We start from the raw sequence: 14598 nt of genomic DNA on the forward strand, positions 1-14598 counted from the left end.
AGGACTGTAGAGGACCGGACGGCCCCGGCGCGGCAACGGACGCCGCGACGGGCGTGGTGGGCCCGGCGGACGGCGGTGTCCGGGCCGGGGCGGACACCTTCCGCGCGACGGCGCCCGGGACTACTCCGGTGGGAGCCGGAGGGCGTCCAGGCGGTGTTCCGGGGCAGCCCCCAGCCGCGCGCGCAGCTTCGCCACCCACGGGTACTTCTCCCGCTGCTCCCGTGACTGGCGGTTCAGCTCCTCCACCAGCCGTTCGGAGCGCTTCGCCACGTCCAGCTCGTCCAGGATCCGGTCGATCTCGGCCAGCAGCGCACCGTGCAGCTGCCACTGGCGCGGGTGCTCCCGCACGCCGTCCAGCAGCAGGTGCGCCACCACCTCACGGCTGGCGCGGCTCGCGGCCAGCTCTTGGACGAGCCGGTCCTCCGCCTCCTCCGCACTGGCACTGACCTGCGTGGTGATCAGCACCGCGAAGCTCTCCACGGCGCGCGCCATATGGCCGAACAACTCCCGCAGCGCACCGGCGATGTCCCCCCGGAACAGCGGTTCGCCGGTCCTGGCCTTGGCGAGATCGGTCAGCGTGCGGCACGCCGTGCGCAGCACCACCGCGGAGATCTCCAGCGTGTCGAGACCGGTGCGCAGCACCACCCGCGACAGCAGGCCCTCCTTGACGCGGGGGTTCATCCGCAGACTGTCCTCGGCCTGCCGCAGCGCCGCGTCCACCTGCACCACGTCGTGGTCCAGCTGCCGCGCCTCGTGCAGCCGGGCCGCCGCCTCGGCCACCGGGACCTGGCCGAGCACCTGGTCGCCGAGGCGCAGCAGCAGGTCCCGCATCCGCCCCGCCAGGTGCTCGATGGACTCACTGGCCGGCTGCACCCACACCGGCGGCACGAACAGCACGTTGAACAGCAGCCCGACGACCGCGCCGATCAGCGTCTCCAGCACCCGGTCCCAGGCGGTCGCCGCCACCCGGGTCGTGGTCACGCCCAGCACCAGCATCGCGCTGATCGCCACCTCCGGAACGAACTCCCCGGCCCGGACGAACCGGCCGATGACCAGCGAAGCCAGGATGATCAGGCCCAGGCTCCACCAGGTCAGTCCCACCAGCGAGCTGAAGCCGATGGCGATGACCACGCCGACCACCACCGAGTTCACCCGGCGCACCCCGGTGGTGAGCGTGGTGTAGAGGGTGACCTGGACGACGAGCAGTGCGGTCAGGGGAGCGGTCAGCGGGGCCGGCTCGCTGCTCAGCAGCAGCGCGACCACGTACGCGAGGACGGCGGCGACCGTCGAGCGCAGGGTCTGGGCCACCACGGGCTCGCTGTGCCGCCGGACGAGGTCCAGCAGGGGATCGGTTACGTCACGCACTCCTCGTCCCTTTCCCGCCATCCGCACCGGCAACAACCATCCGCCCACCGATATCCGAAATATCCCCTGACCCTGCCGCGACGCGCCCCAACGGCCCGAGCGCCTCCAGGGAAAGCCTTACACTCCCTGTATTCCGCAAAATTCCCTATTGGCTCGCAAGGTAGGGAAGGTTAAGGTATCTTCATGAGTGATCGAGAACGTTTCTATTCCGTGGAACAGGTGGCTGAGCGGCTGGGGCTGCATGTGCGGACCGTGCGGAACTACGTACGGGACGGCCGGCTGCCGGCCGTGCGCATCGGCAAGCAGTACCGGATCGCCCGCGAGGACCTGGAGACCTTCACCGGGCGTCCGATGAGCGCCCCGGAGGAGGGCGCGGAGCGGCCGGCGCGGCACACCGAGGCGTCCAGCATCGTGGAGGTCGAGGGCGTCGACGCCAGGACGGCCGACCGCCTGTCCACCCTGCTGACGTCGGCGGCCGCCGCCCGCGGATTCGGCGAGCGGCCCCTGCGGGTCCAGACGGTCTACGACCCGGACCGGGCACGGATGAAGGTCATCGTTCTCGGCGGCCTGGCCGACACGGCCAGGCTGTTCGACTACATCGAGGGGGTACTCGCGTCATGAACGCGGACACAGGGGCGCGAAGCGGCACCGACCCGGCTGCCGGGACGGGTGGGATCTACAAGACACGGGCCGGCGCGGAGGAGATCCTGCGGCGCTACCGGAAGGCGCTGGCGGACTGGCCGGTGCCCGCCGAACACGTCCGGGTGCCGACCGGGGAAGGGGAGACCTTCGTGGTCGTCTCCGGACCACCGGACGCGCCCCCGCTGGTGCTGCTGCACGGCTCGGGCGCCAACGCCACCACGTGGCAGGGCGATATCGCCGCCTGGTCACGGCACTTCCGCACCTACGCCGTCGATCTCGTCGGCGAACCGGGCCACAGCGCCCCGTCCCGTCCGGTCCTGGCCTCCGAGGCCCCCGCGCAGTGGCTGGACGAGGTGCTGGCGGGCCTCGGCATCACCCGCACCGCACTGGTCGGGATCTCGCTCGGCGGATGGTGCGCGCTGGACTACGCGCTCCGGCGGCCGGAGCGGGTGACCCGCCTGGCCCTGCTCTGCCCGGGCGGGGTGGGCCGGCAGAAGGTGGCCTGGCTGTTCAAGGCACTGCTGCTGCGTGCCCTCGGGCGGCGGGGCGCGGGCCGGTCGGTGCGGACCGTCATGGGCCCCGAAGCGGCGGAACTGGAACCGGTCCTGGAGACCGTCGCGCTGACCTTCGCCCACTTCCGGCCGCGTACGGAACGGCTGCCGGTGTTCCCCGACGAGGCGCTGCGCCGCCTGGCCGCGCCGCTGCTGGTGATCGCCGGGGGCCGTGACGCGCTGTTCGACTCCGCGGGGACGGCCCGCCGGGTGCGGGAGTGCGTACCCGGCGCGACCGTGCGGCTGCTGCCCGAGGCCGGGCACGCCCTCCTCGGGCAGACCGGGCCGGTGTTGGAGTTCCTCCGGGAGCAGGGGGCGGACGGAAAGGCCAACGCCCTTACGGAGTAGCGGTGTCGGGGCCGGCGCGGGCGGCTGCCCCGGGGTCCACCGGGACCACACCGGCCATCCGCCCGCCGACGTCCGGCAGCCGGCCCCTCGGCTTGGTCTGCCGCAGGCCCACCGACCGGTCGCGGAGCACCAGCTGCGGCAGGCGTTCACCGAGCTGGGCCGCCAGCCGCTGGACGTCGGCCACGGTGCGCAGCCACACCGTGAAGAGCAGGTTCTGCGGCCCGGTCACCGAGGCGCACAGCCGCACCTCCGGAAGGGTGAGCAGCACCCGCCCGGCCCGAGGTGCTTGCAGGGCACCGCCGTCCCGGCCACAGTGAACGGGATCTCGTCCCGAGCCGTTCTCACCCGTACCGCCGGTGGAGGAGCAGCGCATGCCGCAGTCCGAGGAGTGGGACATCGTCACGGGCGTCGGACTGACCGCGCTCGGCGTGGCGGCCGGCCGGGCACTGGAGACCGAACGCCCCGACCACCTGGTCAGCGACCCGTACGCCGGCGCCTTCGTGGCGGCCGCGGACGCGCCGGTCCCGGTGCCCGGCCGGTTCTGCGACACCCGGCGGCTGTCCGCCGCCGCGGCCGACCTGTGGACCTCGCTGGCCGCCTACCTCGGCGTCCGCTCGCGGTTCTTCGACCAGTACCTCATGGAGGCGGCGCTCGGCGGCATCGGCCAGGTGGTGGTGGCCGCCGCCGGACTGGACGTCCGCGCCTTCCGGCTGGAGTGGCCGCCGGGCGTCGAGCTGTTCGAGATCGACCGGGCGACGGTGCTCGACTTCAAGGACGAGGTGCTCGGCCGGTGCGGTGCCCGGCCCCGGTGCGGCCGGCACCCCGTCCCCGCCGACCTGCGCGCGGACTGGCCCACCGCACTGCGGAACGCCGGCTTCGACCCGGACCGGCCGGCCGTGTGGCTGGCCGAAGGGCTGCTGCCGTTCCTGCCCGCCGACGCCGAGCGGCGCTTCTTCGAGCGGATCGGGCAGCTGTCCGCCCCCGGGAGCCGGCTGGCCGCCGAACACCTGGAGCCGGACGTCCGCCCGGTCATCGAGGACCCGGAATACCGCGACGCCACCCGGCAGCTCGGCGTCGACATCGCCACCCTGTGGCACTTCGAGGGCAAGGAGCATCCCAGCCGGCTGCTCACCGCGGCCGGCTGGGACGTCCGTTCCGCCCCCGCACCCGAGATCGCCGCCGAGTACGGGCGGGAGCTGCCCGGACTCATGGCGCGCACCGCTGCCCACAGCCGCTTCCTGAGCGCCGAGCGGTAGGAGCGGGGCTTCGGCGGCCGGGCCTCAGACCCGGGCGCCGCGCTCCCGCGGGTCCGGCCGGCCCCGCCGCCCGGCGCCGCCGGCCGTCCGCGGCGGCGGCGTACCGCACCGCCCCTCCAGGACGACGGCCAGCGGAGCCGCGGTGAACACCGACGACCAGGTGCCGACCGCCACCCCGATCAGCAGCGCCAGCGCGAAGTCGGTGAGCGCCGCACCGCCCAGCACGGCGAGCGCGGCCAGCACGAACACCGCACCCATCCCCGTGTTGACGGTCCGCGGCACGGTTTGCAGCACCGCGGCGTTGACCAGGTCCCCGAACGCGCGGCCGCGGACCGTCGCCCGCAGCTCCCGGATCCGGTCGAAGACCACCACCGAGTCGTTGACGGAGTAGCCGATGACGGTCAGCAGCGCCGCCAGGAAGACCCCGTCGACGCTCTTGCCCAGCCAGGCGAACACCCCGATGAGCAGCAGCACGTCGTGCGCCATCGCGGCCACGGCCGACACCGCGAACGTCCACCGGAACCGCACCGCGAGGTAGGCCAGTTGGGCGGTCAGGGCGAGGCCCAGGGCCAGCGCCGCGCCGCGCCGCAGCTCGCCGCCCAGGCTCGGCCCGATCAGCTCGTCCCGCACCTTCTCCGCGCCGCCGCCGAGCGAGCCGACGACCGCGTCCGCGGTGCGCAGCTGCTCCGCGGAGAGCCGCTCGGTGCGCACCGTCAGGCCGCGGTCGCCGGAGGCGGTGACCTGGGCCCGGTCGAGGCCCGCGGTGCGGAGCGCGGCCCGGGCCCGCTCGGCGTCCACCGGCGCGGCGGTGGTGTACTCGACCATCCGGCCGCCGGTGAACTCCACGCCGTAGTCCACGCCGCGGACGGCGATACCGGAGACCGCGAGGAGCAGCGCGGCGCCGCTCAGCGCCAGCCACCGGCGCCGGTGCCGCATCAGGTCCGGGCCGCGCCGGGCCAGCCGGCCGCGGATCCGGCCCGGGCCCGCCAGCCCGGACAGACCAGGCCGCCGCCGCACCGGGCCGCGTACGAGTGCGACGTCGGCCAGCACCCGGGTGATCAGCAGGGCGCTGACCATCGACGCGGCCACCCCGATGCACAGCGTGACACCGAAGCCGCGCACCGGACCGGAGGCGAAGAAGAACAGCAGGACCGCGGCGAGCAGCGTGGTGACGTTGGAATCCGCGATGGCGCTGAACGCGTGGCGGAAACCGGCCGCCAGCGCGCTGCGCAGGGTGCGCGGCCGGGCCGTGCCGCCCGCCGCGAACTCCTCCCGGGCGCGCTCGAAGACCAGCACGTTGGCGTCCACCGCCATCCCGACCGCCAGCACGAAGCCGGCCAGCCCCGGCAGGGTGAGGGTGGCGCCCAGGGCCAGCAGCGCCGCGTAGGACAGCAGGGCGTAGCAGGCCAGGGCGAGGGTGGCCAGGGCGCCGAGGAGCCGGTAGACGACGGTGAGGAACACCGCGGTCAGCGCGAGCCCGAGGACCGCGGCCCGGGCGCTGGAGGTGATCGCCAGGGCGCCCAGCGTCGGGCCGACGGCGCGCTGTTCGACGATGTCCACCGGGACCGGCAGCGCCCCGCCGTTGAGCAGCAGCGCCAGTTCGCGCGCGGTGCGCTGGTCGAAACCGCCGGTGATCCGGGTGGCGCCGCCGGTGATACCGGTACCGCAGGCCACGGAGGCTTCCACCTGGGGCGACGAGATGATCCGGTGGTCCAGGACGATCGCCGCCCGGCGGGCCGGGTCGCCGGCCGGTGCGCAGGCCGCCCGGCCGGTCAGCTGGGCCCAGGCCCGCTCACCGGCGCCCCGCAGCGTGAGCCCGACGGACCAGCCGTCGCCGCTCTGCGCGTCGAACTCCGCCGTGGCGTGGCGCACTTCGGCGCCGGTCAGGGCGGCCGGGCCGAGCCGCAGCGGGGTGCCCGAGGCATCGGGGAGGACGGTGCCGCCACCGGCCGGGTCGGCGGCCGCGGACGGGGCTGCGGTGCCCCGTACCGGGTGGATGGTCAACTGGGCGGTCCGGCCCAGCACTCCGGCCGCCCGGTCGGGGTCGTCCAGGCCCGGGAGCTCGACGACGATGCGGTGCTCACCGGCGCGGGCCAGGTGCGGTTCGCTCACCCCCAGGGCGTCCACCCGGCGGCGCAGCACCTCCAGCGTGCGGTCGGTGGCGTCCCGGTCGGCCCTGGCGGTGGGGGAGTCGCGGGTCTCCAGGACGAGTTGGGTGCCCCCGCGCAGATCGAGACCGAGCCGTACGGGCCGGGTCAGCGCGAGGTAGGCGGACAGGACGAGGAGCGCGAGCGCGAACAGCGCCCGCACCCTTGTGGCGCGGGTCAAGGTGCCTCCAGCAGGCAGGCGGGGGCCGCGGGTGCGGCCCCGGTGGACGAGGTCGCGGGTCAGCTGGAGGCAGCGGCGGGGCCCGGTCCCGGCACCGGCCGGCGTAGCGCAGGGAGTCCGCCTCGGCGGTCCCCGGCGGCCCGGCCGGCCGGCCCCGCCGCGACGGCCGGGCAGCGCGCGCCGCGGGCAGGGTGCCGGACACCGGGACGGGGGCGGGCAGGTGGCGGGCGACGTGGCCCGTGACGTGCGGGAGTCCGGGCCCGGCGGCGTCCTGGGGAGCGCAGTGGTGCGCGCAGACGGTGCGGGGCGCGGCAGCGGCGGCGGCCGGGGCGCGGGCCGTGAGCCCGGGCACCAGGAGGACCACGGCCGCAAGGAGGGCCCACAGGGCGGACCGGCCCCGGCCGGACACGGCAGCAGACACCGGACGCGCACCCCCTCGCGGCCACTCTGCCATGCCCGCTCCGGCCCCGGCCCGCCAGGGGCGCGTCCCCGGCCTCCGGTACCGCCCCGGCCCGCCGGAAGTGCGGTAAGCCCCTGGCCAACGGACTAAGGTACGCACGGAAGTTGCGGAACCGCGCAACGGTGAACGGAAGGGAAGGGATGGACATGGCGGTGCCGGAGGACTGGATGGGTGCCCGGCCCCAGCAGCCGGTCGAACTGCACACGGACCGGCCGCACGCCGCCCGGGTCTACGACGTACTGCTCGGCGGCAAGACCAACTACCCCGCGGACCGCGAGGCGGCCGAGCAGACCCTCGTCGCGCTCCCCAACGCGGCGATGATCGCCCGGCAGAACCGCGCCTTCATGCAGCGCGCCGCCCGCCACCTCGCCGCCGAGAAGGGCATCCGGCAGTTCCTCGACATCGGCACCGGCATCCCGACCTCACCCAACCTCCACGAGATAGTCCAGGCGATCGCCCCGGACTCCCGGATCGTCTACGCCGACAACGACCCGATCGTGCTGGCGCACTCCCGCGCGCTGCACACCAGTCACCCCGCGGGACGGACCGCCTACATCCAGGCCGACCTCTGCCACCCGCAGGAGATCCTGCGCGATGCGACCCTGCGCCGGACGCTGGACCTCTCCCAGCCGGTGGCGCTGACCCTGATCGCCGTCCTGCACTGGCTCCCGGCCACGCACGACCCCTACGCCATCGTCCGGGAACTCCTCGACGCCTTCGCGCCCGGCAGCTACCTCGCACTGACCTATGTCACCGGCGACTTCGAACCGGCGGCCCTGCAAGAGGTGTCCGACAACTTCCAGGCCAAGGGCTCCCACGTGAACGCGCGCAGCAAGCAGGAAGTCCTGCGCTTCTTCGACGGCCTGGAGCTGGCCGACCCGGGCCTCACCGTCGTCCACCGCTGGCGCCCGGACCCCGTGGACCTGGGGGCGACCGCGCTGTCCGACGCGGACATCCCGCTCTACGCCGGCCTCGGCCGCAAGGGCTGACCGGAGCCGGTACGCGAACGGGGCGGCGCAGCGGGCCCGTTGGCGGGCCCGTTGGCAGGGCCGTCAGGTGCCGGTCGGCAGCGCCGCCCAGACCGCCTTCCCGGCGGCGGTGGGGGTGGTCCAGCCCCAGGACGCGCTGAGGCAGTCGATGATGTGCAGCCCCCGCCCGCTCTGCGCGAAGTGATCGGGCTCCCGCAGCACCGGGACGTCGCTGCTGTGGTCGCAGACCGTGCACAGGACCAGGTCGCGGCAGCGCAGCAGACCCAGCCAGAGCGGATGCGCCGCGCCGCCCCGGGGCTGGGCGGCGGGCCTGGCGAGCCCGTAGCGCAGCGCGTTGGACAGCAGTTCCGTGACGACCAGGACGGCGTTGTCCACCAGCGGGCCGAGATTCCAGCCGCTGAGGGTGGTGCCGGTGAACCGGCGGGCCTCGGCGGCCGCCCGCCCGTCCGCGGTGAGGGCGCGGGCGGCCAGGCCGTCCGGTCGGGCGGCACCGCCGCCGGCATCGGGCGGAAGGTGCCCGGGCGCCTGCGCGAGCCACTGCCCGAGGGGCTGGGTGGGGAAGGGAACGGCAGGCAGCCCTGCCGGGCGAATGGTCATCACGAACTCCGCGGCGCCTCTTCGACCTTCGTCACGAACGGTGATCCGCGCCCACTATCCCCCGGCGATCAGTAGCGCTGCAAGTGCATCTGCAATTACATTCGGAGCGAACGTAATTGCATCGGTAAGTGCAGCGGCACGTGCGGCGGCGCCCGATGCCCAGGGGACACCTGCGCGGAGAGCAGAGGAGTGGGCGGTATGCAGCAGTTCGACAACGGTGTGGCCGCGGATCTCATCGAGGGGGCGGAGTGGAGGAAGAGTCAGCGCAGCGCACCCGGCGGCGACTGCGTCGAGGTCGCCAAGCTGGCCGACGGCGGTTTCGCCGTCCGCAACTCCCGTGATCCGCACGGGCCGGCGCTGATCTACACCCGTGCGGAGATGGTCGCGTTCGTCGGCGGCGCCAAGGACGGTGACTTCGACGCCATGCTGGGCTGAGCACACCCGCACCGGGCCCGCCGCGCCACGCGGCGGGCCCGTCCGCGGTCCCTGGCGGACAATGGCTCGATTCTGTACCTGTCGGCCGGTAAGTGCGACACTGGGTGTATCAACACTGTCGCACACGGGAGTTGGGATGACCGCGATGATGCGGCCGGAAGGCGAACGGTCGATAACGCGCTACCTCAAGGAGTCGCAGGTCGGGCCCACGGCCGCGCGTATCGTGCTGGGAGCCCAGCTCCGGAAGCTGCGCACCGCGGCCGGCATCACCCGCGAGGACGCGGGCAAGGCCATCCGCGGCTCTCACGCCAAGATCACCCGCCTGGAAAGAGGCCAGGTCGGCTTCAAGAGACAGGATCTCGCCGATCTCCTGACCCTCTACCGCGTCCTGGACCCCGACCGCCGCGCCGAATACACCGAGCTGGCCGATCAGGCCAACTCCCCGGGCTGGTGGCACGAGTACAGCGACGTCCTGGAGGACTGGTTCGAACTCCACCTCGGGCTGGAGGAAGCCGCCGCGCTGATCCGCACCTACCAGGTGCAGTTCCTGCCCGGCCTGCTCCAGACCGAGGAGTACGCCTACGCCGTCACCCGCATCGGCTACCCGAACGCCCCCGAGGCCAAGATCGACCGCCTGGTGCAGCTGCGGATGGAGCGCCAGAAGCTGCTGACCCGGCCGGAAGCGCCGCGGCTGTGGGCCGTGGTGGACGAGGCCGTACTGCGCCGCCCGTTCGGCGGCACCGCGGTGATGGCCGCCCAGCTGCGCCACCTGCTGGAGGCCGTCGAGATGCCGAACGTGACGCTCCAGATCGCGCCGTTCAGCGTCGGGGCCAACGCGGCGGCCGGGGCGCCGTTCAGCATCCTGCGCTTCGCCGAGCCCGAACTCCCCGACAAGGTCTACCTGGAGCAGCTGACCAGTGCGCTGTATCTGGACAAGCAGGAGTCGGTCGACCAGTACACCGCGGTGATGGACCGGCTGTGCGCCGAGGCCGACACCCCGCAGGAGACCAGCGCCTTCCTGACCGCCCTGCTCGGCGAACTGGGCTGACCCGGCTCCGGCGTCCGAGATCACCCGGTACGGGGCGCCCCGGCCGCCCAGGGCCAGGGGCGGGGCGAGGAGCTGCCCGCCTGCGCCCCGGCCTGACCGAGGGCGACCCGGCCCGGCTCAGGGCGCGCAGAGCCTGTTCAGCTCGCTGATGTCGCGCTTGAGGGCCTCGGTGCCGGAGCCGCCGTGCGGGTGGCTGTTCACGAAGTCCTGCGCGGCGTCGCGTACGGACCGCCAGTCGTTGGAGTTGGTCGGGGCACCGGCCGACGCCAGATGCTGCCTGGCCGTCCGCACGGCCTCCGCGCAGGTGCCCGCCGCCGGTGGCGGAACGGCCTGCGTCGGGGGAGCGAGGAACGCCAGGGTGCCGAGCGTGACCGCACTGGTGATGCCGGAGACCGTGCCCCTGCGAAGGTTCATCTGTCCTGCCCCCTCTGCCGGACGAAGCGCCGGACCAAGGCTCGTCACCGCGTCCGTGCGGCTGCGCGGGCAGTGGGTCCGCGTGCGTCCGCGTGCGTCCGCGCGTTCCGAAGAGCACGCTTTCCCCTTCCCGGGAGCGGTTACCCGCCGACGGGGTCACGTTAGCCCGAAAGGGGGACGGAATCGTGCCGGTGGCCCGTCCCAGGCCGGGAGGGTGGTGGCGCGAGCGGCGCCGGCCGGATCAGCCCCTGGCAGCGCACCCCGCAACACTCCCGACACCAACCCGACGCAACCCACCCGGAATAGCGGGCCAACTCCCCACGTTCCCAGCGGACATGACCCTTGGAGTTGCACTCAATCCGCTCGACCCCGCCAACCAGATCGACGCCAGCGTGCGCCTCGCCAAGGAGGCCGCGGCCGCGGGCCTGCGGTCCGCCTGGTTCGGCCAGACCTTCGGCGCGGACTCGCCACTGCTCGCCGCCATCGTCGGGCGCGAGGTGCCGGAGCTTCAGGTGGGCACGTCCGCCGTCCCCGTCTTCGGGCGCCACCCGCTGACCGTGTCCAGCCAGGCCCAGACCGCCCAGGCGGCCACCCACGGCCGCTACCACCTCGGTCTCGCCCTCGGTACCAAGCTGCTGACCGAGGGCGGTTTCGGCATCCCCTTCACCCGCCCCGTCGCCCGCCTGCGGGAATTCCTCACCGCCCTGCGCCAGTTGACCGACACGGGCAGCGCCGACTTCCACGGCGAACTGCTCACCGCCACCACCCCGATCCCCGCCCGGGTGCCCGGCGCGGAAGCAGGTGTTCCGCTCCTCGTCGCCGCCATGGGCCCCCAGGCGCTGCGGGCCAGCGGCGAGCTGGCGGACGGCATCCTGCCCTACCTCGCCGGGCCGCGCGCCCTGGCCGACCACATCGTCCCGGCCGTCACCGCCGCCGCCGAGGCCGCCGGACGCCCCGCTCCCCGGATCGTGGCCCTCGTCCACGGCCTGGTCACCGACGACGTCGACGCGGTACGTGCGACCGTCACCGAACGCCTGGCGTTCTACGAGCAAATCCCCTCGTACGCCCGGGTGATCGAACTGTCCGGAGGCCGGCGGGCCGCCGACGTGGCGGTGATCGGCGACGAGAAGGCGGTCGCCGAAGAGGTCCGCCGCTACCGCGACGCCGGCGCCACCGAAGTGATCTTCTCGGGCACCGAGACCGCCGGCGACGCCGACCGCCGCCGCACCTGGCAACTCCTCGGCGAACTGGCCGGCTGAGCCCGCCCGGCGGGCCGCCCCCTCGCCCGTCAATTCACGTCGACATGGTCGAAGAGTTCGAGCATCTGCCGGAGCACCCGCACGCACGCGGTCAGGTCGGCGTCGGTGAGATCGCCGCCGACCTGCCGGAGCAGGGCGCTCTCGCGCGCGGTCGCGGTGGTGATGACCGCCCTGCCGTCCGCGGTCAGCCGGATCAGGGACGAGCGCTGATGGGCCGGGTTGGGGATGCTCTCCACCAGGCCGCGGGCCGCCGCGTCGTTGACCATGCGCTGCACGAACTGCCGGCTCAGGCTCTGGGCGCGGCCCATCTGCGGCACGGTCATCGGCCCGTGCTCCAGCAGCATCACCAGGACGGCCCGCACGCCGACGGACAGGCCCTCCAGGGGCGCGGCCTGTTCCACCTTGCGCTGTACGCGCCGGTACAACGGGCCCACCAGGTCGAACACTTCGGTCAGCCGGCGGGCGAGGTCGTCGGGCGGGAGAGGGGTATCGCGGTCGGTCACCCCACCAGGATGACACCTTGGTTGCCAACATTCCAAGAAGATGGCACCTTGGTTGTCATGACTGATGCTTCCGGCATGTGCTTCCTCGACACCGACGACGGCCGCCTCGCCTACCTCGACACCGGCAGCGGGCAGCCGCTGGTCCTGCTGCACGGCGGCTTCCTGGACCACCGCATGTGGGACGACCAGATACCGGTCCTGGCGCCGCACTACCGGGTGATCGCACCGGACGTCCGCGGGCACGGCGCCTCGGCCAACGCGACCGGGCCGTTCCGATTCACCGACGACCTCGCCGCGCTGCTGCGCCACCTCGGCACCGGCCCGGCGGTCCTCGTCGGCCTCTCCATGGGTGGCGCCATCGCCGTGGACACCGCCCTCGAACACCCCGAGCTGGTACGCGCATTGGTCGTCAGCGGCGTCGGCACCAGCGAACCGGAATTCCAGGACCCCTGGCTGGGCGGCATCCGGGACGAGGAGGCCAGCGCGCTGGCCGCCGGCGACATCGAAGGCTGGGTCGAGGCGTTCACCCGGCTCAGTACGGGACCGCGGCGCACACTCGCCGACCTCGACCAGGACGTGGTGCGCCGGGTGCGGGAGATGACCTGGCGGACCATCACCAAGCACACACCCGACGAGCCGGACCACCGGGTGCCGGTGACCGAGACCTGGAACCGCGCGGTGAAGATCACGGTGCCGGTGCTGGCCATCAACGGCGGGAGCGACTCGGCGGACCACATCGGCATGGCCGAGCGCCTCGTCGGCCTCGTCGCCAACGGCCGCGCCACCACCGTCCCGGGCACCGGCCACTACCCCAACATGGAACGGCCGGACCTCTTCAACGCCCTCCTCGGCGACTTCCTCCGCGACCTGCCCGCCCAGGACCGCTGACCCGGGCCCCGCCGCAGGCGGTGTTCGGCGATCCGGTCGGGATCGAGCCGGGAGCGGGGAGCCGGAAGCAGGAGGCCGGAAGGCGGCCGTGGGCCCCCTCCGGCCCCCACCGGGCGTCGTACCGGTCGCGCAGGGCTGACTGGCCTGGGCGGCTGCCGCGGTGTCAACCCACAGGATGACCGCGGACGCGACCGTGGTCTGACGATCGCCGCCAACTTGCCGACTACCTTCGGGCCTTGAGCACGTGCCTCCCAGCGCATGCCTTCGAGCGCATGGCGTTGCGTCTTCGCCGTTGAGCGGTTGCCGATGAGCAGTTGTCAACGAGCGGTTGCCGACGGGCGTGGGCATGGGCGTGGGCGGGTGAGCGTGAGAGTGAACTGACCGTAGCGGAGAAGAAGGCGATCTGTGGGACAGCACAGTACGGGGGTACGACGGATGGACATCGACGCGGCGCCGGCAGTCGGTGCGGCGGAACGCAAGGTGGTGGGCCGGTGGAGCCGGACAGGGCGCCGCGGGCGGGCGCGCGCCGCAGTCGCGTTCGGCGCGGCCGTGCTCAGCGCCGCCGTGCTGGGCGCGGCCGGGACGCTGGGCGCGGCCGGTACGGCGCAGGCCATGTCGGGCGGCACCCAACTGCCGCAGCCCGGTGCGGCTCCCTGGCTGGCGACCCTGGCCGTGCGGGGCGACGGGCCGCTGCTGAAGCGCGCCTCGTGCGGAGGGGCGCTCATCGCGCCGGACCGGGTGCTCACCGCGGCCCACTGCCTGGACGGCCAGGACGCCAGGCAGCTGGAGGTGCACCTCGGTTCCTCGGTGCTGTCGCAGGACCCCGGCACCGTACGCGGGGTCCGTACCGTCACCCTCCACCCCGCGTACCGGCTGCTGCCGTCCCCCGTCGACCCGGGCAGCCCCGAGCTGTCCTCGGCGGCCGGCGACCTCGCGGAGATCCGGCTCAGCGCCCCCGTGCCGGGCATCCGGCCGCTGCCCCTCGCCGACCGCCGGCCCGCCCCGGGCACGCACGTCTCCCTCTTCAGCCACGGCACCATCGCCGTGCCGGACCCGGCCCATCCGGACCGGGAGATCCGGGGGGACGTGCTGCGCCGCGGCGACCTCACCGTGCGCACCCACGCGCAGTGCGCCGCCCAGACACCGGCCGTGGTGGACGAGGCATCGGTGTTCTGCGCCCGTGACGTACCGACCGGGCGGACCACCATGTGCTTCGGGGACAGCGGCAGCCCCCTGGTCGTCCGGGGGCGGCGCGGACCGGAACTGGCCGGCGTGTTCAGCTTCGCCGGTGAGACCGCGGGCAAGGTCTGCGGACAGCCGGCCGACGCCGCGTTCGCCGATGTCCCCGCCCTGATCGGGGGCCTGCGCTGAGCGGGGACCATGCCGGGGCCGGGGCCGGGACTGGGGCCGGGGGGAGCGAGGCCCGCGTCCCGTGGCCCGGCCCCCGGCCCGTGGTGCTTGCCCTTGAGCGCACTCGAACTCGTATGCTCGCGGTCCCAACGGGGTGACAGTCAA

Annotated in this window: 15 protein-coding genes; 9 read left to right on the forward strand and 6 right to left on the reverse strand. The window is 73.9% G+C overall.

What is annotated here, in order from left to right; genetic code table 11:
- Window positions 1–120: 120 nt before the first annotated feature.
- On the reverse strand, window positions 121–1386 hold the full coding sequence (locus MUU72_RS26385) for an FUSC family protein (protein WP_282504679.1): 1266 nt from the start codon (window positions 1384–1386) through the stop codon (window positions 121–123).
- A 162-nt stretch (window positions 1387–1548) separates the two neighbouring features.
- Here MUU72_RS26385 and MUU72_RS26390 point away from each other — a divergent pair, with 162 nt between their 5' ends.
- Window positions 1549–1986 carry a helix-turn-helix domain-containing protein gene (locus tag MUU72_RS26390; protein ID WP_248015903.1) on the forward strand — a complete coding sequence of 146 codons (438 nt, stop codon included), beginning with the start codon at window positions 1549–1551 and terminating at the stop codon, window positions 1984–1986.
- The gene (locus tag MUU72_RS26395; RefSeq protein ID WP_248015904.1) at window positions 1983–2906 is read left to right on the forward strand and encodes an alpha/beta fold hydrolase; all 924 of its coding nucleotides are present in this window, start codon (window positions 1983–1985) and stop codon (window positions 2904–2906) included. Before MUU72_RS26390 ends, MUU72_RS26395 begins: the two co-directional genes overlap by 4 nt.
- Here the strand turns inward: MUU72_RS26395 and MUU72_RS26400 are convergent.
- The gene (locus MUU72_RS26400; RefSeq protein WP_248015905.1) at window positions 2896–3174 is read right to left on the reverse strand and encodes an Lrp/AsnC ligand binding domain-containing protein; all 279 of its coding nucleotides are present in this window, start codon (window positions 3172–3174) and stop codon (window positions 2896–2898) included. The two genes, MUU72_RS26395 and MUU72_RS26400, sit on opposite strands and share 11 nt — an antisense overlap.
- 103 nt (window positions 3175–3277) lie before the next feature.
- Between MUU72_RS26400 and MUU72_RS26405 the strand changes: the two genes are divergently transcribed.
- Window positions 3278–4162: an SAM-dependent methyltransferase gene (locus MUU72_RS26405; protein ID WP_248015906.1), complete on the forward strand. Its 885-nt coding sequence runs from the start codon at window positions 3278–3280 to the stop codon at window positions 4160–4162.
- A 24-nt stretch (window positions 4163–4186) separates the two neighbouring features.
- Here MUU72_RS26405 and secD read toward each other — a convergent pair whose 3' ends face one another.
- The gene (secD, locus tag MUU72_RS26410) at window positions 4187–6490 is read right to left on the reverse strand and encodes a protein translocase subunit SecD (RefSeq protein WP_248015907.1); all 2304 of its coding nucleotides are present in this window, start codon (window positions 6488–6490) and stop codon (window positions 4187–4189) included.
- A 606-nt stretch (window positions 6491–7096) separates the two neighbouring features.
- Here secD and MUU72_RS26415 point away from each other — a divergent pair.
- Window positions 7097–7939, forward strand: a complete 843-nt coding sequence (locus MUU72_RS26415) for an SAM-dependent methyltransferase (RefSeq protein WP_248015908.1) — start codon at window positions 7097–7099, stop codon at window positions 7937–7939.
- A 63-nt stretch (window positions 7940–8002) separates the two neighbouring features.
- Here the strand turns inward: MUU72_RS26415 and MUU72_RS26420 are convergent, their stop codons facing one another.
- Complete coding sequence (locus tag MUU72_RS26420; RefSeq protein ID WP_248015909.1) at window positions 8003–8536, reverse strand: ATP-binding protein; 534 nt, start codon at window positions 8534–8536, stop codon at window positions 8003–8005.
- A gap of 198 nt (window positions 8537–8734) precedes the next feature.
- On the opposite strand from MUU72_RS26420, the gene MUU72_RS26425 reads away from it, so the two are divergent.
- Window positions 8735–8971: a DUF397 domain-containing protein gene (locus MUU72_RS26425; protein WP_248015910.1), complete on the forward strand. Its 237-nt coding sequence runs from the start codon at window positions 8735–8737 to the stop codon at window positions 8969–8971.
- A gap of 136 nt (window positions 8972–9107) precedes the next feature.
- Window positions 9108–10019, forward strand: coding sequence for a Sco1979 family transcriptional regulator (locus tag MUU72_RS26430; protein ID WP_248015911.1), 912 nt, complete (start codon window positions 9108–9110; stop codon window positions 10017–10019).
- Window positions 10020–10136: 117 nt separating this feature from the next.
- Here the strand turns inward: MUU72_RS26430 and MUU72_RS26435 are convergent, their stop codons facing one another.
- Window positions 10137–10433 (reverse strand): hypothetical protein, encoded by a 297-nt coding sequence (locus tag MUU72_RS26435; protein WP_248015912.1) that lies wholly within the window; start codon window positions 10431–10433, stop codon window positions 10137–10139.
- A gap of 335 nt (window positions 10434–10768) precedes the next feature.
- On the opposite strand from MUU72_RS26435, the gene MUU72_RS26440 reads away from it, so the two are divergent.
- Window positions 10769–11692: an LLM class F420-dependent oxidoreductase gene (locus MUU72_RS26440; RefSeq protein WP_248015913.1), complete on the forward strand. Its 924-nt coding sequence runs from the start codon at window positions 10769–10771 to the stop codon at window positions 11690–11692.
- Window positions 11693–11721: 29 nt separating this feature from the next.
- Here the strand turns inward: MUU72_RS26440 and MUU72_RS26445 are convergent, their stop codons facing one another.
- A complete protein-coding gene (locus tag MUU72_RS26445) occupies window positions 11722–12195 on the reverse strand; it encodes a MarR family winged helix-turn-helix transcriptional regulator (protein ID WP_248015914.1) in 474 nt (157 codons plus the stop codon).
- A 57-nt stretch (window positions 12196–12252) separates the two neighbouring features.
- Between MUU72_RS26445 and MUU72_RS26450 the strand changes: the two genes are divergently transcribed.
- Complete coding sequence (locus tag MUU72_RS26450; RefSeq protein WP_248015915.1) at window positions 12253–13083, forward strand: alpha/beta fold hydrolase; 831 nt, start codon at window positions 12253–12255, stop codon at window positions 13081–13083.
- Window positions 13084–13488: 405 nt separating this feature from the next.
- Entirely contained in the window at window positions 13489–14454 is a 966-nt protein-coding gene (locus MUU72_RS26455) for a S1 family peptidase (protein WP_248015916.1), read from the forward strand.
- The last annotated feature ends 144 nt before the right edge of the window (window positions 14455–14598 follow it).

This window comes from Streptomyces rhizoryzae (assembly GCF_023155275.1).
Lineage (GTDB): Bacteria > Actinomycetota > Actinomycetes > Streptomycetales > Streptomycetaceae > Streptomyces > Streptomyces rhizoryzae.